Origin of the sequence: Chitinophaga sp. HK235 (assembly GCF_018255755.1) — a bacterium.
Classification (GTDB): domain Bacteria; phylum Bacteroidota; class Bacteroidia; order Chitinophagales; family Chitinophagaceae; genus Chitinophaga.
In genome coordinates, this window is the sequence record NZ_CP073766.1 from 527554 (window position 1) to 547939 (window position 20386).

14 protein-coding genes are annotated in these 20386 nt (G+C 46.5%); 10 read left to right on the forward strand and 4 right to left on the reverse strand.

Annotation, left to right across the window (positions count from 1 at the left end; genetic code table 11):
* Positions 1-72 precede the first annotated feature (72 nt).
* From KD145_RS01450 to KD145_RS01465, 4 genes are all read right to left on the reverse strand, one after another.
* Entirely contained in the window at positions 73-6879 is a 6807-nt protein-coding gene (locus KD145_RS01450) for a fibronectin type III domain-containing protein (protein WP_212004150.1), read from the reverse strand.
* A gap of 474 nt (positions 6880-7353) precedes the next feature.
* Positions 7354-8430 (reverse strand): acyltransferase, encoded by a 1077-nt coding sequence (locus KD145_RS01455; RefSeq protein ID WP_212004151.1) that lies wholly within the window; start codon positions 8428-8430, stop codon positions 7354-7356.
* The gene (locus KD145_RS01460; RefSeq protein ID WP_212004152.1) at positions 8418-9176 is read right to left on the reverse strand and encodes a class I SAM-dependent methyltransferase; all 759 of its coding nucleotides are present in this window, start codon (positions 9174-9176) and stop codon (positions 8418-8420) included. Before KD145_RS01460 ends, KD145_RS01455 begins: the two co-directional genes overlap by 13 nt.
* Positions 9177-9259: 83 nt before the next feature.
* Positions 9260-10453 (reverse strand): glycosyltransferase family 2 protein, encoded by a 1194-nt coding sequence (locus tag KD145_RS01465; RefSeq protein ID WP_212004153.1) that lies wholly within the window; start codon positions 10451-10453, stop codon positions 9260-9262.
* A 517-nt stretch (positions 10454-10970) separates the two neighbouring features.
* Between KD145_RS01465 and KD145_RS01470 the strand changes: the two genes are divergently transcribed.
* The 10 genes from KD145_RS01470 (at position 10971) to KD145_RS01515 (ending at position 20355) form a co-directional block, all read left to right on the forward strand.
* Complete coding sequence (locus tag KD145_RS01470; RefSeq protein ID WP_212004154.1) at positions 10971-11354, forward strand: response regulator; 384 nt, start codon at positions 10971-10973, stop codon at positions 11352-11354.
* Positions 11355-11405: 51 nt separating this feature from the next.
* A complete protein-coding gene (locus KD145_RS01475) occupies positions 11406-12539 on the forward strand; it encodes a sugar transferase (RefSeq protein ID WP_249219705.1) in 1134 nt (377 codons plus the stop codon).
* Positions 12540-12560: 21 nt separating this feature from the next.
* Positions 12561-13481 (forward strand): glycosyltransferase family 2 protein, encoded by a 921-nt coding sequence (locus KD145_RS01480; protein WP_212004155.1) that lies wholly within the window; start codon positions 12561-12563, stop codon positions 13479-13481.
* Between the two features lie 11 nt (positions 13482-13492).
* Positions 13493-14521, forward strand: coding sequence for an NAD(P)-dependent oxidoreductase (locus KD145_RS01485; RefSeq protein WP_212004156.1), 1029 nt, complete (start codon positions 13493-13495; stop codon positions 14519-14521).
* Positions 14521-15654 (forward strand): glycosyltransferase, encoded by a 1134-nt coding sequence (locus KD145_RS01490; RefSeq protein ID WP_212004157.1) that lies wholly within the window; start codon positions 14521-14523, stop codon positions 15652-15654. The genes KD145_RS01485 and KD145_RS01490 overlap by 1 nt, the downstream gene beginning before the upstream one ends.
* Before the next feature lie 9 nt (positions 15655-15663).
* Positions 15664-16437: a bifunctional 2-polyprenyl-6-hydroxyphenol methylase/3-demethylubiquinol 3-O-methyltransferase UbiG gene (locus KD145_RS01495; RefSeq protein ID WP_212004158.1), complete on the forward strand. Its 774-nt coding sequence runs from the start codon at positions 15664-15666 to the stop codon at positions 16435-16437.
* 3 nt (positions 16438-16440) lie between these two features.
* Positions 16441-17646: a glycosyltransferase family 2 protein gene (locus KD145_RS01500; RefSeq protein ID WP_212004159.1), complete on the forward strand. Its 1206-nt coding sequence runs from the start codon at positions 16441-16443 to the stop codon at positions 17644-17646.
* Positions 17647-17757: 111 nt separating this feature from the next.
* A complete protein-coding gene (locus KD145_RS01505; protein WP_212004160.1) occupies positions 17758-19272 on the forward strand; it encodes a bifunctional GNAT family N-acetyltransferase/carbon-nitrogen hydrolase family protein in 1515 nt (504 codons plus the stop codon).
* A 238-nt stretch (positions 19273-19510) separates the two neighbouring features.
* Entirely contained in the window at positions 19511-19813 is a 303-nt protein-coding gene (locus KD145_RS01510) for a thiamine-binding protein (protein WP_245957660.1), read from the forward strand.
* A 44-nt stretch (positions 19814-19857) separates the two neighbouring features.
* The gene (locus KD145_RS01515; RefSeq protein WP_212004161.1) at positions 19858-20355 is read left to right on the forward strand and encodes a PH domain-containing protein; all 498 of its coding nucleotides are present in this window, start codon (positions 19858-19860) and stop codon (positions 20353-20355) included.
* The last annotated feature ends 31 nt before the right edge of the window (positions 20356-20386 follow it).

The window sequence follows — 20386 nt, forward strand, 5'->3', positions numbered from 1 at the left end:
TTAATTTAATTGTCACTAAAAAATCCGGTTGTGAAGACCGGATTTTTTAGTGACCGGATTAACGTTTGTTACTTACTGCTTGATCAATTTCACAATTTTCACACGCTTATTATCAGGAGTCAGTACTTGCAGCAGATAGACACCTGGCGCCATATCCCTGTTGAAGTCTACACGGATAGGTTGTGAACCTTCCGGCAGTACGATGCCTGCTTTCGCATACACCATTCTTCCTGTGAGATCAAATACTTTGATGGTCACGTTCTGGGACTTGCCTGTGTTTTTCACCAGGAGGTTGACGAAGGAGCTAACCGGATTCGGATACACGCTTTCGATAAGGATCTCTTCACCGTTTTCCTTAGTGGGTTCTATTTTGCTTACAACACCGGCAGCGCTACGGTTTCTGTTGGCAGCCATCATCACATTATCAGGTGTGATGCTATTGTCGGCTCCTGGTGTATTGTCTTTGGGATAAGCATTGATGACAAGCGCATTCAGGTAAGCATACTGGCCGTTAGGGGCAATGTAGATGACCACACGGATTTCACCATCGCTGTTAGGTACTACATTGTCTATCTGTACGGTCTGGCTGGTGTTGTTCAGTGCATTGAGTGTTACCACTTTGCCATTGATGCTGTAAGCGCTGATCCTGTCGCCTCCGCCGGCACGGCTGCCGAAGAATACGAAGGAGTAAGCCATAGACTGGTTCAGGCCGGAGAAGGTAAGCTGGGCAGTATCTCCTTTGTCGATGTAGTAGGAGGCGGCCATTACATTGTCCGGATAGATGCCGGAGTTGTTACCGGTCACCATACCATTGGGGTTGGTGCCTGTAAAGTTCCGGTCTATGCTCATCACCATGCTGGTGTTGTTGCTGATTTCATCTTTGATGTTATTGAGCTTCTGGCCTTGGAAAGGCAGTGAGTTGGTATTGTTCCATGGTGCACCCTGAGGACTGGTTACATTGATGTTGATGTAAACAGAATGACTATACGTAGCTCCGGTAGCGATATTGCTGTAATCAGAGAATACGGTATTAGCCTTGGCTCTTACTTTATAATAGTAGCGGGTGCTTTCACTGAGACCGTTATCCATATAAGTGTTCACGGTTCCGCCTACAGTGGTAACCAGGCTGTAAGCACCATCTATGCTGGTGGAGCGGTATATTTCCACACCGGTGGCATTGCTGGCTTTGTTGGTCCAGTCCAGTTTGATGGTGTTTCTTGATTTACCGGTAGCGATAAGGCTTTCAGGAGACAGTGGTTGTCCATTGTCAACATAGGACTGTATCACCAGTGCATTCAGATAGGCGAAGAGGGAGCCTGTACCGTTCTGAATGGTAAACTCGATAGTACCGGTACTGTCGGCGCTGAGGCCATTCAGTTGTACTGTTTTGCTGGTATTGCCGGATGCATTTAAGGATACGGACTGTGTACCAACTGTATACACGGTTGTTCTGTTGTCAGTCACATCTGCGCGGCTGGCGAAGAACACCAGGTTGTATTTTTTAGTGCTGGTAAGACCGGTGATCCTGATGCGTCTGGCGGTAGTGCTCTGGTCGTAGTAGAAGGTGTTCATCACATTATCCGGGAATACGCCGGAATTGTTGCCGGTTACTGCACCTACGTTGTTGGCGCCGGTGAGGACATCCACGAGGGTGATGGTAGCGCCGGTAGCGACACCGGTTTCATCCAGCATGTTGGTGATGTTGCGGTTGGCAATTGGGAGGCCGTTGAAATTGTTCCACGGTGCACCTTCCGGACTGAGCTGGTTGCAGTTGACGTAAATGGAAGTGATGTTTTTGTCTCTTACCGCAATGGTAAATGTCTGGCTGGCGCTGCCACCGTGGTTGTCTGCTACGGTAACGGTTACACTGTATCTGCCAATGTTGGCAGCTGTAGGCGTAAGGGCTATGGTAGCGGTGCCATTGCCGGTGGTGGTCAGGGTAGCAAAAGGTGGTAAACCGGTAGCGCTGACAGTCAGGATATCTGACGGATCATCAGTAGCGGTAACAGTGATGTTCTGTACATCATCTGTTTTCATTGACACATTGCTCAGTGTATTCAACACCGGGTTTCTGTTGGCCGCAACGATCGCTATGGTATCTGTATATGGAGAATTACCATAGGTGTTGATCGCGCGAACAGCGTAGAAGTATTTGGTATTGGCGACTACGGTATTGTCCGTATAGGCGGTGTCGTTAGCGTTGGTCGGTGCCGGGTTCATTAACTGGTAGGTACCCAGTGAATCGGTTGACCGGTATACTTCATAACCTGTTTCGTTATAAGCGGCATCGGTCCAGGACAGTCTTACGCCGGTAGGAATATTTCTGGCGGCCAGTTGTCTTGGTTTGGCAGGAGCTGTACCATCGTCATACACGGCTTCTATCACCATCGCATTGATATAGGCGAAAGAAGAACCAGTACCGGCCTGGAGATCGACAGATACTTCACCATTCGAATCAGCAGCTACACCTTTGATGACAACGGTATTGGTGGCGTTGTTGGACGCATTGAGGGAAACAGTGGTACCGTTGATGGTGTAGTTGGCGGTACGGTTATCTGTTACACCGCTGCGGCTTCCGAAGAAGGTGAAGTTGTATTTGAAGGTAGCCTTAAGACCGGTAACCTTAAATGTTTGTTTGGTGGTATTGGTCCAGTAGGAGCTGGCCATTACGTTGTCGGGGTATATGCCGGAGTTATTACCTGGGCGTACACCGGCATTGTTGGCGTTGCTGCCTCCGTTGACGGTTTGCCATGGGGTCATGATCTTCAGAGAGATACCCGTGTTGTTACCGTTCTGATCGGTGAAGGGGCCGAAGATATCATTCTGAGTAACGGGCACCTTGTTGGTGTTGTTCCATGGAGCCGCTGCCTGGTTGGAACCGTCGTTAAAGTTTACTCTTACGAAGTAACCAGGGTTCACATCATTGATCACAATGGTGAAGTTTTTGGTGTCTTCACCGCCAACGCCGTCTGATACCTTTACAGATACAGGGTAGGAGCCGGCATCGCTGTAACCGGGGTTCAGCGTGATCTGGGATGTTTTACCATTGGACACGGCTGTTGCAAAAGCAGGCAGGCCGGTATAGGTCCAGGTAAGGTTATCGGTACCGTTATCATTGGTTACGGCCACATTGATTTGTGAGGTCGTATTTTCACTGATGGTCAGGTTGGACACACTACCTAATACCGGTGCATAGTTGGCATTTACAGTCAGTGAGAACACTTTGGTGGCAATACCATTGTGGTTGTCCTGTGCTTTCACGGTAATGCCGGGATAAGTGGCTTGTGCTGTAACCGGAGGATTGTTAAAGAGAATGGTACCGGTACCGTTGCCGTTGTCGGTGAAAGTGGCGAAAGCAGGCAGGTTGGTAGCGGTAAGGGTGATCGGATCTCCATCAGCATCGGTGGCCACTACATTTACAGACAGCTGGGTGTCGTAATGCATGAAGCGGTTGGGCTGATTGTTGAGGACCGGAGCATTGTTGAGTGTTTGTACATTCAGTTCGTTGCTGTAGGCAGAGTTACCACCTACGTTCACCGCTCTTACCTTGTAATAGTAAGTTACATTGGCAAAGAGGGCGGTATCTGTAAGCACGCCGTAGGCACTATCGCTGCCGGGGATGGTCGCCTGCAGTTTGTACAGGCTGTTGTTGCCAACAGAACGGTATATTTCAAAAGATGTTTCATTGTTGGAATTATCGTTCCATTTGAGACCAATCTTATTGGAGAACACAGTAGCTGCGGTGAGCACGGTAGGTGCTGCCGGCGCTGTAGGCAATGCCAGGGTAGTGGCCTGCATATTGGGATTGGCCAATGCAGAACTGGGGATCAGCTGTTTGGCTATATTGCTTCCAGTGGGACCTTTATAGCTAGCAGTCAGTGTATATCCGCCACCACGCTGGAAAAAGGTAATATAGATGGCATGACGGCCGGCAGAAAGGGTTTTGGTACCGGACCTTTCGGTAGTGCCCTGCAGGTAGTCGTTGTTGACTACTAACCTGGTATTGTCGAAGCCATCGATGTACAGCTTGCTGCCATCATCGGAGGCGGTATAGAAGGTATAGGTACCGCTAACCGGGAGATTGATGTATCCCGCAAATTTCAGTGCAAAATTATTGTCATGGTTGCGGATATCCAGTGTTATATTGTCCACACTACCGCTCTTAACAGGGGTGATGCTGCTAAAGTCGGGCAGCTGGGTAATATCAGAGAACTCATAATAGTCGTACTGCAATCCGCCGCCATCGGCCAGACTGAAGCCGGAATCGCCGTATTTGTTGATTGCTTTCACCTTGTAGTAGTAGGTGGTCTGCGGTTGCAGCAGGCTGTCGGTGTAGGCTGTTTTAGTGGCAGCTGCAGTGGCGATGATGTTAAACGGTCCACTGAGGCTGGTGCTGCGGTAGATTTCAAAACCTGTTTCGTTGTTGCTGTTGTCGGTCCAGGTCAGATTGATTTTGTTATAGGAAGCAGCAGTAGCCTTGATCTGTGTAGGCGCAGCAGGAGTTGCGCCACCGGGGGTGCCTGGATCTTTGAATGCACTGGCAGGAATTTCCTGTCTGCTGCCGGTTACACCATTGATGGTAGACTGCCAGAAGAGCTGCATCACCTGTCCTCCACCTGCCTGGAAGAAGGTAGCGGAGAAAGGATAGGAACCAGCAGTGAGGTAAATGCTGTTGGTCCTTGACTGCGGAGCATGCAAACCGTCATTATCTACCAGTGGAGTTGCGGCATAGCTGTAAGGGCCGATATATAGCCTGCTGCCATCGTCGGAGTAAGTTTCGAAAGTATAGGTACCGGTAGCAGGGATGTTGATATATCCTGTCCACAGGAATGCGTAGTTTTCGTTGGCATCACGGGCACTGATATCTGCAGTAGGTGTAACACCGGTTTTTACAGGTGTTAAAGTACTGAAGTCGGGCAATGCGCTGAAGGTACCAGTGTAGTATTTGTAGTTCAGGCCACTGTTTGCAGTTGTAGCAGACACCTGGTTACTGGCTGGGGACAGATTGCCGGTGAGGTCTCTGGCCTTTACGGTAAAGGCATACACCTGATTATAGACAAGGGAGTTAACGGTAAAGGATGTCTGATCTCCGTTAACAGTATATGTTTTGACACCGTTTACATAGATGTCATATTTGGTAACACCTACATCATCTGTAGCTGCTGTCCAGGAAAGACTAACCGATGTTCTGGTAGTACCGGTGATTTTCAGAGAGCCTGGTGCTGTAGGTGGATTATTGTCTACCTGCGTGGTGGCGCTGGTTTCATTGCTGGCAATAGCAGCACCATTATCATTCACAGCTCTGATAACGAAGTAATAGGCTTTATTGGGATTTAAACCGCTGCTGGAGAAAGTAGTCACGCCCGGACCAGTAATGCCTACCAGGGTATAAGGCCCGCCGGCAGCGGTGCCACGGTATACTTCATAACCGGTTTCGCTGTTAGTGGGATTGGGATTTCTGCTCCAGTCAATAGTGATCTGTGTTTTGGAATCAGCTCTGGCAATGGCATTGGTGGCCGGGTCCGGAGCGGGTGTTCCACTGGCTTTGATAACTTTAAACGGAGCAGAGAAATTGCTGGAGCAACCGTATTGTTCTGTTACGGTCGCTACATACAGGCCGGAGTCTCTAACAGTGAGCATTCTGTCTGTACCTAAAGTGATGGCATCGGTGGCTTTTTTCCAGAGATAGGAAGTATAGCCTGCCGGTAATTGCAGTACTACGCTGTCTTTACCATCCAGCGCAGGAAGTACTTTACTCATCACCCCATTGACGCTAATGTTTGGGGTGATAGTGGGGGTTTTTATTTTGATTTGTACCGGGATGGGAGACCAGGTGGTCCAGTTATCGCCATCTTTAATATGGGCATCATATACACCGGTAGTAGTAGCAACAATGGTATTGCTGTTGGCGCCGGGAATGATAACACCGTCTTTACGCCATTCGTAGGCGTCGAAGCCGGCCGTTACACCTAAGGTAACGTTAATCGTGTCTCCCGGGCAAAACTCTGTTCTGCCATAGAGTGGCCATGGGTTGGCTTTGTGGGCGCGGTTGGCAAAAGGGAAATAGTCAGGTTCGCCCCATGCCTTGTACCATACGCCATGTCCCCAGCCATCATAAATAGTAAGTTTCATGTTGCCGCCAGCGGCTTTTACAGCATTGTATACGTTTTGAGTAACACTGGGGTCGGGGTTGGTGTCATCTCCACCCTGGAAGTTCCAGATGGGGATTAATTTGAATACATCGATATAATCTTTTAATGCCAGCGTCGAAGCGCTGATAGGAGCGGCGGAAGCCACTAGTTTGGGGTAACGGATCATAAAGTCCCAGGTGGCAGTACCACCACCGGAAAGTCCCTGTACCATAATGCGGTAAGGGTCGAGCTTTACCTCCGGAATCATGTAATTAACGATCAGATCTCTGATAGCATCAAACTGTACATTTCCGAAGAAACCACCCTGGTTTTGCGGATAAAGCAGAAAGCCATCAAAGGTGCCGTTGTCAACAGCGTTTTTGTGTAATTCACCACCATGGTACAACTGATATTCGTTGTCATAGATAGTGCCTCTTTCTCCTACACCATGCCAGAAGATGATCATGGGGTACTTTTTGCCATCGGATACACCTGGCTGGTAGGATTTGGGGAACTTTAAACGGAATTGCAGACCATTGTAGTAATAACACTTGTAGGAGTCAGTGTTCCAGTTGAGGCGTTTGGTCCTGACCCACTTGCCCAGTACACCCCAGTTAGGAGGAGTGGGAGGAGCCGCCGGATTGTATTCCACAATGCTGTCGTTGGGGTTTAATACGCCTGTCTGTGCCAAGACCGTATTGATTCCCATCACTAAGAGGAAAGTAAGGAGCGTGTAAAATTTATTCATAGCATTATTGTATCCGGTAATGAAATAATTTAATTAAGTCCGTAAGGTTACTGGCAGCACGTATATGCTGTATGGTTAATAACAACACAGGACCCATTACACAGATCTTCCGCAGGATGTGATGGCTAAAAAATTCAGGGTGATTTACTCCGGGGCTCTGCGTTTCATAACGCAACCTAGCATACTGTAAATAACCGCTCAGGCTTGTGATAGGAGATGGCTGGAAAAAGTTGACATGCTTCTCAGAGACTTTGGTACTGTACTATTAGTAGCGCCTCTTAAAAAACTGGGTGCAAGATATAAAGAAAAAGTAATCACGTTCCTGAAAATTTGTAAAGTGTATAAAATTGCCCGTGAAAATTCAGGATCGGCAAGTGAACGCAGCAATACGTGTTTTGAATTGTATTTTGGATAAAAATAAATTAATAATATTCATAATTTATTAAGATGTCCTAACAGCATGAATGAAAGCACTTAACATCCGACAAAATACTTACTGTATTTCCCAAAAACTTTTCTTGCTGCCATCAAAAAGAGTACGGTAGGAACCAGTACAAACAGGTTACAGAGTGCCCAGGAAAACAGGTTGCCCGGCATCTCATGACCGTAAATCTTATAGCTTACAAAACGTTGTAACAACACAAAAAAGTAATGAATGAAGAATATCCCAAAACTAAGCGTAGCAAGGATATTGATCACCTTGGGTACATACCGTTCCAGTTTCCACAACCAGTAAATATAAAAGCAGGAGAAAAGAATTTTCTGTGTAAAATCTGCCGGATCATAAAACCTGGCAGGCACGTAAAAATTAACGGCCAGTGAAAGGAAAGAGAGCACAGTAATCGGCAGCCAGTATTTTTTAGCGAATTCCAGGTAACGGTCTTTATAGTGGCTCAGGAACATACCAAACAGGTACACGAATAAAAAGTGGATGGCCATCCTGAAAGTATCGGCAAGGGCTGCACGCTGTACCAGTACCGTAGAAACTACGAACAGCGGAAGCAGCACCCAGTACCAGCGCGGGTGTCTGTCAATATAAATTAATACAGGCGCTCCCAGGTAATACAAGGTGATCATGGGTATAAACCAAAACGGTTGCATGTGTGCACCGTGTAATAAATAATAACCAATCTGTTTCCACGCCGGAAAGGAAGCAAAATCAGGGTATACATCCAGTGTATTACCAGGCACGTTACCAGATATAAGACGCGCCACAATAATCGGAATAGAAAGCAGTATATACGGGCAGATAACGCCCTGCAACTTCTTTACCAGATAATCCTTGTACTCAAATTTTGCAGACAGGTGCTGGAAAAGATAACCTGCGATAAAAATGAACATCACCGTGGAATTCTGGAAGATGATGTTCAGTATTCTTTCTACAGGACTGCCTTCTGCCCATTGCAACAATGGGTGGGCAGCTACTACATATAAGATGGCAATACCCCTGAAGTGATGGATGTAGTTCAGGAATGTTTTGGATTTGGGTGTTGATGTGGTTGCTGCAGGCGCCGGGTTGATACCGCCTGATGCCGGGATTATTTGCTGCATAGGTGAATTTCGTCTGTTCTTACCAATCCATAGCGTTCAATTTCCGCTTCGGTAAGCATGTCAGTAATCAGTATGAAATGAGTGTTGAAGCCCTGGGCAATGAGCCTTTGCTCATAGTCCCGGCCATAAAAACGAACATAGTTGGGATCGCCGAATCTGCGGATACGTTCAGCCGGCCCCGTTAGTGTCAGATCTTCATCCGTCACAGCCAGATCTTCCCGTACAGGTACCTGTATAATGGCTTTGCCACCGGGTTTGAGCACCCTGCGCATTTCCCGGAAAGCCCGGGCATCATCAGGAATACAGCTCAGTACATGACTGCAGAGGATAATGTCGTAAGTGTTGTCAGCAATGTCTTTCATATCAGTGATGTCCAGATAGATGGTATCATCAGGATAAGTATTTTCATAGCTGTTCACAAACTTATCACCCGCTGTATATTGTATAGACGGGTCTTTGCTAAGCCGCTTGTAATATATTTCTTCCGGGGCCACATGCAATACTTTCGCACCCTGAAACAGAAACTCAGGATGTTTTTCGAGAAACAGCCAGAAGGTGCGGTCTCTCTCGTTGGACCTGCATCTGGGACACTGTGCCGGCCTGCGGTTGTATCCTATCTCCAGGAAACGGGAGAACGTCCCTTTACAACAGGGACACGCTACTTTGTCTCCCTGATAATACATCCCCCGTAAACTCAGATATACGGGCAGGGCTGTTTGTTTTAGCAGATTTTTTATGGTGCTCATTTGTTAAAAATGAAGATGAGAATTCATATTAATTAATCAAAGACTTCAATCCTACGATCATTAGTCCGGGACTTTAATCCATTTTAGCCCAGGACTTCAGTCCTGGGACTACGTGCGGCTTTTTCCCATGCAGCTGGTTGTCGCTTCCGCATAAACCGGAAAAAGCCTTCATATATCGCTACGTTCATGAATACAAAATAAAAGGGGACATAAAATATCCGGACCTTCACTGATAGTTTTGCCAGTGTATATCCGGCCAGCGCCATTGCATAAAACACTACCTGTGCCACCAGCAGCCACTCATACCATTTGCCGGCATTATTCATTACCAGTAGTATATTAGTGGCCAGTACCAAAAGCAAACTCAGTGGGCATAATGTCCATCTCAGCACCCGGTGGGAAATATACTGGAAAGATAATACAGGGTAACGGAACACATTCAACAGCTCCTTCAATCTTACCATCGACTGAAAGCCGCCTGCACTGATCCGTACTTTTCGTTTATGCTCTTCCCGTATAGAGTGGGAGGGAGACTCCATGGCGTAAGCATCCGGGGCATAGGCAATACGATAACCTTCCTGATTGATCCGCAGTGAAATGATAAAGTCATCGAGTATCACGTCCTGTTCTACTGGGCGGTACAATTCAGTGCGGATAGAAAACAGTTCGCCTGCAGCACCTACCACTGTATATAAAGAAGCATCCAGTTTTTTCAGAGCGGATTCATATTTCCAGTAGATACCTTCGGTGGCTGCTGCGCCTGCAGTGCCGGAAGGGCGTACCTTTTTTTCTCCGGCAACGCCGCCTGTTTGCTCATCGCGGTAATGATGAATAATATTGCAGATGGCATCACTGTTTAATAATGTGTTGGCATCGCAGAAGATGACATAAGGAGTAGTAATGGAACGCATCGCCCTGTTGATCGCGGCTGTTTTTCCTTTGCGCTCCTGCTCATGCATCAGCCTGATCCTGCCGTATTTCTGCACGATGTCCGGCGTGCCGTCTGTAGACCCGTCGGTAATAAATAAGATGTCGAGTTTATCTATCGGATAATCCAGCGCCAGCGTATTCCATATTTTTTCCTCTATAAAGTTGACTTCATTATAGGCGGCCACTATCAGTGTGACCGCAGGTGAATAATCTCCGGAGCTGTCATCACTGGATAAGTTATTGCTTTTCTTAAATCGGAGCAATAGCCACACCAGTATGGCATACCCTATATAACTATAGAACAAAATGAATAGGGAAAAGAAGAGTACTGCTTTGAGAAAAACCATGAATTTCCGGGATTAATTTCGCTGCCAAATTAATTAACTATTATAATTCAATAGGTAAAAGCAGGTACATGTACCGGAGATATTTTATCATTCACTCTGGAAATCACAACTTTCACGAGGAATTTTATATCACATACAAATTTGAAAATATTACGGAATGATTGTTTATATACTTTTACGCCGGATTGCAATTTTGACCTGCTGAAAAATGTCAGGTTGAAAGGATAGCCAAAGAGTATTATGCCAATTTTTTTGTACTATCAGGAATAATGGATATTTTTATCTCGTATTCCAAACTGCAGCCAACAACCATCTCCTCTGAAATTCTTGATGCCATTTTCACCCGGAATGAAAACCCCGTCGTCTATAAATGGATAACATTTATTGATATACGAAATATTCTGTTGGTGACTTTATAACCTTATCCTCCTGGAAGATCAAAAGATGATCATGCACTACTGATGAAGTGGTAATTGTGGTCGCGGAATTAATCTTTTATTTTCTAAAACGGAGTTAAATGAAGAAAACAATTTTAGTAGTAGATGACAGTGCACCAATGCGATATTTGTTAGAGGCGATGCTTGGACAGCGGTATAAAGTTTATTCTGCCATTGATGGACTCACTGCCAGCAAATGGCTCTCTGCCGGTAATGTGCCGGATGTAATTGTATCTGATATACAGATGCCCAATATGGATGGAATGGAGTTTACTAAAAACCTTTCTGCCAACCTGCTGTACAGCGATATCCCGGTGATATTACTCACGGCTATGCAGCTGGACGAAGTAACGTTGTACCCCAATGTAGTAGAGATCATGAGCAAACCTTTTGATCCACTGAAGCTGCTCAGTCTCATAGAAAAGCAACTGATCGTTTCCCCAACCGTGATTGTTGCTGAATAAGATAAGAATACCTCAACATTCATACTTTATTGTAAGATTAAACCGAAACACATGATATCCAATCTGCCCATTCAATTAACAGTGGAGAAAAAGAAAAAAAGTGGGAAGGTGATAGAATTACCGGGAAGTGCAAACACTTTCGTACTGTGCATAGGAGCTGGCAACTTTATGAATCGCGTGGTGGACGGTAAGGATAAATGGACCATTTATGCGGAAAGCACCCAACTGGCCAAAAAAGTGCTCAAAGAAAGATTACGTCTGAAACTGAAACCAGAATTCATTATCTGTAATATCAGCAGTAATACTTTCGACCTGATCGACTTCAGACAGTTTCTGCAGGACACCAAAGGATGTGAAGATATCCCCTTGTTTGTTTACACCGATTTTCTGACTGTGGAAGTTCGCTGGGAATTACAGAAGACTGGCGGCATAGATGATCTGATCACTGCTTCTATTACCCCGGAAGCCTTTGCGGAAAAACTGAAAACTGCCCGCAGGATCAGAGAGCTGTCTAAAAAAGCATCCACTAACACTGCGGGTCAGCGTCGGTCATCAAAATATTATATCAATTATTTCTTCAAACGTACCCTCGATGTTGCAGTGGCCGGAACCGCCCTGCTGTTGTTAAGCCCTGTCTTTTTGCTGGTCGCCATCCTCATCAGGTTGGAATCCAAAGGCCCCATCTTTTATATATCGCACCGCGCAGGTAACGGATACAAAATCTTTGATTTCTACAAGTTCCGCACCATGGTGGTGAATGCAGATAAACTGGTATCTCAGTTATCACATCTGAATCAATACGATGCTACTGATAAAGATCCGGTATTCTTCAAGGTAAGCAACGACCCCAGAGTTACACGCCTCGGCGCTTTCCTGAGAAATACCAGCCTCGATGAACTCCCGCAGCTGCTCAACGTAGTGCTCGGACATATGTCGCTCGTAGGCAACAGACCCCTGCCTTTATATGAAGCCGCTACACTCACCACTGACGACTATGCAGGCCGTTTTCTCGCTCCGGCAGGCATCACCGGCCTGTGGCAGATCAAAAAACGCGGCCAGAAAAATATGAGCGTAAAGGAAAGGATCAACCTCGACATCAGCTATGCCGAAAAAAATTCTGTATTGTATGATATGTGGATACTCGCCAATACCCCCAATGCATTAATACAAAAAGATAATGTCTAGCACAGACAACCGGATAACACTATGGATAGTACACAAAACAAGCAGGATACACCACTGGTTTCAATTATAGCACTCAACTATAATCAAACCACCGTTACGTGTGAATTCCTGGAATCAACAAAAAAACTCAACTACCGAAATTTCGAAACCATCCTGGTAGACAACGGTTCCACCGTTGACCCCACCGCACAAATAGAAGCAGGTAATTACCCTAATCTGAAACTGATACTGAGCCCAGTCAACCTGGGTTTTACAGGAGGTAATAACCTGGGGATCGAACAGGCCAAAGGAGATTATGTGTTCATCGTTAACAACGATACAGAAGTAACACCCGATCTGCTCGACCACCTGCTGGCGCCTTTTAAAACAGATCCATCTATCGGCGTGGTATGTCCTAAAATCCGCTTTTATCATCACCCTAACGTGATCCAGTACGCAGGTTTCCATCAGATGAACCTGCTCACCGGTCGCACCTGGGCGGTAGGCAGCAAAGAAGAGGACAATGGTCAGCATAATACCTCCGGACCTACCTGGTGCGCGCACGGCGCAGCCATGATGGTTAAGAGAGAAGTGATCGAAAAAGTAGGCCGCTTCGCGGATAAGTTTTTTATCTATTATGAAGAATCAGACTGGTCGGCCCGCATACTGAAGGCCGGCTATAAGATATATTATAATGCGGATGGACTGATCTTTCATAAGGAGTCCATCACGATGGGAAAGGAAAGTGCGATCAAGGTATATTATCATACGCGCAACCGTATTCTGTACATGCGCAGGAATACCAACAAACTGCAGCTGACTGCTTTTCTGTTGTTCTTCAGTTTCCTCACCTTCCCTAAATCCGTTGGTACCTATCTGCTGAAAGGCCAGTTTCAACATCTGAAGTCTTTCCTGAAAGGAGTTAGCTGGAATCTGACCACATCAAGTTATTCACCCGTTTAAAAAAATTTAGTATGTCAACTATAAGATCACTCGTTACCGGTGGTGCCGGATTTATTGGTTCACATGTTGTAAAGCACTGCCTGGCGCTCGGTCATGAAGTCGTGGTATTGGACGATCTGAGCGGGGGATTTGAAGATCATATTCCCGAAGGAGCTGTTTTCGTACAGGGATCAGTGTATGATGAAAATCTGGTAGCCAGCCTTTTCGAAGAATACCGTTTTAGCTACGTATACCACCTCGCAGCCTATGCCGCGGAAGGACTTTCACACTTCATCCGCCGCTTCAATTATAATAATAACCTGGTAGGTAGCATCAACCTCATCAATGAATCCATTAAACACAAGGTGAAATGTTTTGTGTTTACTTCTTCCATCGCAGTGTATGGCGCAGGTCAGCTGCCGATGCGGGAAGATATGGTGCCGATGCCGGAAGATCCGTATGGTGTATCCAAATATGCAGTGGAACTGGACCTGAAAGCAGCACATGAGATGTTTGGTTTGAACTATGTAGTATTCCGCCCGCACAATGTGTATGGTGAAAACCAGAACATCGGCGACAAATACCGCAACGTGATTGGTATCTTCATGAACCAGATCATGCAGGGCCAGCAGCTGACCATCTTCGGTGATGGAGAACAGACCAGGGCTTTCAGTTATATTGATGATGTAGCGATTCCGATTGCCAACTGTGTTGACATCCCCGCATCATACAACCAGGTGTTCAACATTGGTGCAGATAAGCCCTATACAGTTAATGAACTGGCAAAAGTAGTGGGTGACTGTTTTGGTGTAACCCCTGATATCAAATATCTCCAGGCCAGAAATGAAGTGATGCATGCCTATTCCGACCATACCAAAGCGCACAGTGTATTTGGTGATGGTTCCGGTGTCAGCCTGCAGGAAGGCATCAAACGGATGGCTGCCTGGGCACAGAAGGTAGGTGCGAGAAAGAGCAAGGAGTTTGAAAATATTGAGATCTACGAAAAGCTGCCACAGGGTTGGGAAAGAAAACCTGAAGGCGCTTCTACAACTACCGCGTAATGCCTGGAAAGGGAAAAATAAAAGTCTTACAGGCTATCCGCCAGGGACTGGTAGGAGGGGGTGAGTCCCACGTCCTCAGCCTGGTGGGAGCACTGGACAAAGATCGTTACGAACCGCTGGTACTGTCGTTTACAGACGGCCCCATGATCACCCGGTTAAGGGAGATGGGTATCCGCAATTTTGTGTTGCCCTCCCTGCGTGCATTTGATGTGTCGTGCTGGATGCGTGTGAAAGCATTGATAGAGAAAGAACAGATCGACCTGGTGCATGCACATGGATCCCGTGCTGCGAGTAACCTTTTCCTGCCGGCGAGAATGGCCGGCCGCCCTTTACTGTATACTATTCATGGCTGGTCTTTTCACGAAGACCAGTCATTTCTGCAAAAGCGACTGCGTATCTGGTCGGAGCAAATGCTGACCAGTGGTGCCCATGCTAATATCTCCGTTTCTGCTTCCAACAGAGACACCGGTGTAAAACACTTCCGGCGTTTCAGATCAACTGTTATCAATAATGGTATCGATCTGGACCTGTTTAACCCCGAGGGGGAACTGCCGGATCTTCGCATAACACTGGGCATCCCGGCCCATCATACTGTTGTGGGCTACATCGCCCGGATCACCCATCAGAAAGATCCGCTGACGATGATACAGGCTTTCTGCCAGGTGCTGAAATCCGAAAAGGATATCACACTGCTGGTGGTGGGAGAAGGAGATATGAAAGCTGAAATGGAAGCGCTGGCAACGTCGCTGAACATAACAGACCGGATACTTTTCCTGCCGTTTCGCCAGGATGTGCCGGCCCTGCTCAAAGCCGTGGATATTTACTGTCTGCCTTCCCTGTGGGAAGGACTGCCAATCGGATTACTGGAGGCAATGGCCATGCGCAAGGCAGTGGTAGTGACAGATGTAGACGGCTCCTGCGAAATAGTACAGCACCGGAAAAACGGCCTGGTAATACCTGTCAGAGAGCCCGAAAAGCTTGCGGCCGCAATCATCGACCTGCATACCAATACATCCCTTCGGGAAGAACTGCAGCATCGTGCAGCCGCTACCGTAGCAGGTAGTTATTCTGTACAGCAGATGGCCCGGCAGGTAGGCACTTTGTATGATAGAATTTTGAAAACTGGAAATTAACCGAATAAAATGACAAACAACGGGCCTGTAACATACGAATACGACCGGATTGCAGATCGTAAGCGGCTGGACTTTATCAGTGCAGCAGTAGCGGAGCGGGCAGGCGATAAGGCCAGTGTGCTCGACGTAGGCTGTGGTAATGGTGTTATCAGTCGTCACCTTGGACAACTCGGATTTAATGTGCTGGGTATCGATGTCAGCGAACAGGCCATCGCCAGGGCAAAGGAGCTGAACACCTCTCCCCGCGTTAGTTTTGAAGTGCTGAGCGCAGAACAGCTGGTAGCGCAGGGCAATACTTTCGATGTGATCGTTTGCAGCGAAGTGCTGGAACACCTGCATCAGCCCTCATCCCTGCTGGCAACACTGCATCAGTCCCTCAAAGAAAATGGTATCCTGGTGGTGACCGTCCCCAACGGCACCGGCCCCCGCGAACTACTGGTGACAAGACCAGTACTCAAAATGAGGGCAAAAAATAACTGGCTCTGGAGACTGGTAGTAGGTGTAAAGAAATTAATGGGATACAGCGGCACCACCGTACAATCCGCCGCCGATAACCTGGACCACATCCAGTTCTTCAAAAAATCAGATCTGGAAACACTTTCGGCTGAGAACAGTTTCCGGATCATTCGCTTCGGTAAAGCCAACTTTATTGAAGATGTATTTCCCTTCTCTTTTTTAGCCAAACGGATTAAGGCGCTTCAATGGCTCGACTGTAAAGTGGCCGATGTATTACCGTACCGTTTTACGGGAGGATTCTTTTCTGTCTGGGAAAAAGTCAGGTAAACTATGTTATACGTACTCTATAATTGTTGGGTGGTCTTTCAGGTGCTCATCGCCTGTTATCTCCTGCAGCCGGCTGTACTGCTGCTGATCTACTGGATCAGAAAGGCCGGTCGTTTTTTGTTTAAGCCCGGCCATGAGGTGAAGACCTCCGTTAATCATCATTACACTTTCGCCGTCATTATCACCGCTCATAAAAATCTGGAGCTGGTGCCTCCTTTGGTGGATTCCCTGCTGAAGCAAACATATGCTGACTATATGGTATATGTGGTGGCAGACAATTGCGGCGACGCTGACCTGGGCATGACCCACCCCAAAGTAAAACTGCTGAAACCGGAAACGCCGCTGAACGCCAAGATCCGCTCTATTGATTTTGCGATCAATAGATTTGTATCTCCACATGAGGTAATGGTGATTCTGGATGCAGACAACCTGGTGCATCCGCTTTACCTGGAAACGCTTAACCGGTATTTCAACCGGGGTTACCAGGCGGTACAGACCAACATGCTGGCCAAAAACAACGATACCGTTTATGCGCAGCTGGATGCGGCCGGTAACTACTTCAGTAATTTCATTGACCGTCGTATGCGTATGGAGCTGGGGCTTTCCGCCAATATCTGGGGGCTGGGCATTGCACTGAAGACTACGCTTTACCGCGAGGTGGTGTATAATCATTTCTTTGGCGGATTTGATAAAAAGATTCAGGCTGATATCGTAAAACTGATCCCTGTGCTGGCCTATGCAGAAGATGCGATGGTGTATGATGAAAAGATTGATACCGGTGATGCCTTGGAAACACAGCGTACCCGCTGGATCAATGCATACTTCAAGTATTTTAAATATGGATGGGATGTGTTTTGTACCGGTGTACGCCGGGGAAGTTTTAACCTGATGTTTTTCGGTTTTAATTTGTTGAGACCGCCATTGTTTCTGCAGGTGCTGTTGGCCCTGGTGCTGGGCGTACTCAATTACTGGATAGCGCCGGTATGGGCCTGGACATGGGCAGCCATCCTGATTATTTTCCCGCTTTCCTTTTTTGCGATTGTGGCCGTGATGAGTAATGATCCACGGACCATACGTGCTCTGCTGCATCTGCCGTTCTTTTTCCTGAGGCAGCTAAAGGCTTTCCTGCATATAAGAAAGGCCAACAAGGCTTTTCTGCAAACCCAGAACAACAAAGTGATGTATATAGAAGACGTATTAAAACAATAATTAAATAATAAAATAAACAAATATTTTAGGTGCTGGTCCTGCTTTCTTGTTAATGAGGAAGGCAGGACTTCTTATTTGAATTAGTTAAATTACAGATAAAAGCATCACACCATGTCAGATACCGTTGAAATCAGAAACCTCACTGCGGAAGATTATTTTGATCTTCGGGAATCCATGGAATCTGCCTATCCTGATATGTCAGGGAGTTATTGGGGAGAGTCCACCATTAAGCGGCTCATCAAATTATTCCCTGAAGGGCAGATAGCCGTTACCGTTAATGACAGGGTGGTAGGTTGCGCCCTGTCGATTATTGTAGACTATGATAAGTTTGGCGACAACCACACCTACGCACAGATCACCGGTTTTTATACGTTTAACACGCACAATCCTAAGGGGGACATCCTGTATGGCATTGAGGTGTTCGTACATCCGGAATTCCGGGGTAAGCGCCTGGCACGGCGTCTGTACGATGCCCGTAAGACCCTCTGCGAGCAGTTGAACCTGGAAGGCATTGTGGCGGGTGGTCGTATCCCCAATTATGAAAAGTATGCCGACAAGATGTCGCCCAGGCAATATATCGAGAAGGTACAGGACAAGGAAATCTACGATCCTACGCTGACCTTCCAGTTCTCCAACGACTTTACTGTCAAGAAAATACTTAAGAACTATCTACCCAATGATGAGGCATCGAAGGGGTTTGCAACCCTTTTACAGTGGTTCAATATTTATTATGAAAAAGACAGCGATACGATCCGGTACAATAAATCTACCGTCCGTATCGGGCTGGTACAGTGGCAGATGCGGGATTATGGCAGCATTGAGGTTTTTATGGAGCAAGTGGAGTTTTTTATTGACGCAGTGAGCGACTACGGATCCGATTTTGTGGTATTTCCGGAATTGTTTAACGCACCCCTGATGGCGGAGTTCAATCAGCTGGACCCGGCGGGGGCGATCCGGGGAATGGCCAAATACACCGAAATACTCCGCGACCGGTTCCTGGAGCATGCTGTATCCTACAATGTCAATATCATTTCCGGTAGTATGCCTATCGTGATCGACGAAGTACTGCACAATATCTCGTACTTATGCCGGCGGGACGGCACCTGGGAGCATTATATCAAGATCCATCCAACGCCGGGGGAAGTAGCTTCCTGGGGGATGAAGGGTGGTTCAGACATCCGGGTCTTTGATACGGATTGTGGTAAGGTAGGCATACAGATTTGTTATGATGTGGAATTTCCGGAGCCGTCCAGGATTCTGGCGGAGCAGGGTATGCAGATTCTTTTTGTGCCTTTTATGACAGATACCCAACATGCGTATAACCGTGTCCGTTTCTGTGCTCAGGCAAGAGCCGTGGAAAATGAGTGTTATGTTGCCATCGCAGGTTGCGTTGGGAACCTTCCCAAGGTGAATAATATGGACCTGCAATATGCACAATCCTGTGTATTTACACCTTCCGATTTTAACTTCCCGGTAACCGGTATTAAGGCCGAGTCTACACCTAATACAGAGATGGTAGTGGTGGTGGATGTGGATCTTGTTTTATTGAAAGAACTGCATGCATTCGGAAGTGTTCAAACGATGAAGGATATACGAAAAGATCTTTATCAGGTAGTGAAAAAGTAGGAGCGGGGTTATATTTTCTGTTATTTTTTAGTTAGATGATTACTTTATGTTGATTTTTTTATTTTGTTGATTTATAGATATTTATGATGATTGTTTGTTAAGTTGATTTAAGCGAAGTCTACATGTTTTTTACCTTCCTCATCAGATTATACCTTACATTCGTAAGGATTTTGCTTCAATCAATAGTGAAATAAATCTTCATAAAATACTAGTAATCAATATAAAAAATTAAGGAGAAATGATGAACAACAAGATCAATTTAGCCCTTCAGATCCTTCCTTCCGTACCTTCCGAACAGGTATATGCCGTAGTAGATGAAGCCATTGCCGTTATCCGCGACTCCGGTGTAAAATACAGAGTATGCCCCTTCGAAACAGTGATGGAAGGAACCTATGAAGAGCTGATGGAAGTAGTGCGCAAAACCCAGGAAGTGTGTTTTAAAGCCGGAGCATCCCAACTGCTGGTGTATATAAAAATGCAGATAAAAAAAGATCAGGATGTGACCATCGAAGAAAAAACCGGGAAGTATGATTCCATATAACATATTTTTACTATCTTTCTAAGTGAACTAAAGGACAGGACTTTATGAGATATGCTGCCACCCTGGATGACAACTCCAGGATCGTTACAAACCTGATCATCATCATTACCCTCGTTATTCTGTGCAGACAGGTTACCGATGTTAATCATGATTCCACCACTACCAGCGTGCTGTTGTTTATCCTGGTCCCGGCCATCATAGCAGCTGCCTGCCTGAGCCCCCGGTATTACAAAATCACCGCAGAAGGCCTGGTGATTAAAAGAGCACTGTTTCCCATTACCATCCTGTTTGAAGATATTGTGCGCCTGCGCAGTATCACGGAAGAAGAACTGGGTACCAGCAGCCGTATGATGGGAATGGGTGGTATATTCGGATATCTTGGTACCTATCGCTCTGCCGAAATAGGAAAGTATCAACGCTGGTGCACCAACCGGGAAAATCTGGTCCTGATCGAATCAAGGACCCGTAAATGGGTGATCAGTCCCTCCGGCGCAGATGATTTTGTAAAAACCGTCAATGGCATCATTAACGTTGCCGGATAAACGTTTTTAATATTTTTAGCGAAAGATTGTA

Bases quoted from the DNA above. Each gene is read 5' to 3' on its own strand.
- KD145_RS01450 (WP_212004150.1), bottom strand. From the start codon at position 6,879: ATGAATAAATTTTACACGCTCCTTACTTTCCTCTTAGTGATGGGAATC.
- KD145_RS01455 (WP_212004151.1), bottom strand. From the start codon at position 8,430: ATGCAGCAAATAATCCCGGCATCAGGCGGTATCAACCCGGCGCCTGCA.
- KD145_RS01460 (WP_212004152.1), bottom strand. From the start codon at position 9,176: ATGAGCACCATAAAAAATCTGCTAAAACAAACAGCCCTGCCCGTATAT.
- KD145_RS01465 (WP_212004153.1), bottom strand. From the start codon at position 10,453: ATGGTTTTTCTCAAAGCAGTACTCTTCTTTTCCCTATTCATTTTGTTC.
- KD145_RS01470 (WP_212004154.1), top strand. From the start codon at position 10,971: ATGAAGAAAACAATTTTAGTAGTAGATGACAGTGCACCAATGCGATAT.
- KD145_RS01475 (WP_249219705.1), top strand. From the start codon at position 11,406: ATGATATCCAATCTGCCCATTCAATTAACAGTGGAGAAAAAGAAAAAA.
- KD145_RS01480 (WP_212004155.1), top strand. From the start codon at position 12,561: ATGGATAGTACACAAAACAAGCAGGATACACCACTGGTTTCAATTATA.
- KD145_RS01485 (WP_212004156.1), top strand. From the start codon at position 13,493: ATGTCAACTATAAGATCACTCGTTACCGGTGGTGCCGGATTTATTGGT.
- KD145_RS01490 (WP_212004157.1), top strand. From the start codon at position 14,521: ATGCCTGGAAAGGGAAAAATAAAAGTCTTACAGGCTATCCGCCAGGGA.
- KD145_RS01495 (WP_212004158.1), top strand. From the start codon at position 15,664: ATGACAAACAACGGGCCTGTAACATACGAATACGACCGGATTGCAGAT.
- KD145_RS01500 (WP_212004159.1), top strand. From the start codon at position 16,441: ATGTTATACGTACTCTATAATTGTTGGGTGGTCTTTCAGGTGCTCATC.
- KD145_RS01505 (WP_212004160.1), top strand. From the start codon at position 17,758: ATGTCAGATACCGTTGAAATCAGAAACCTCACTGCGGAAGATTATTTT.
- KD145_RS01510 (WP_245957660.1), top strand. From the start codon at position 19,511: ATGATGAACAACAAGATCAATTTAGCCCTTCAGATCCTTCCTTCCGTA.
- KD145_RS01515 (WP_212004161.1), top strand. From the start codon at position 19,858: ATGAGATATGCTGCCACCCTGGATGACAACTCCAGGATCGTTACAAAC.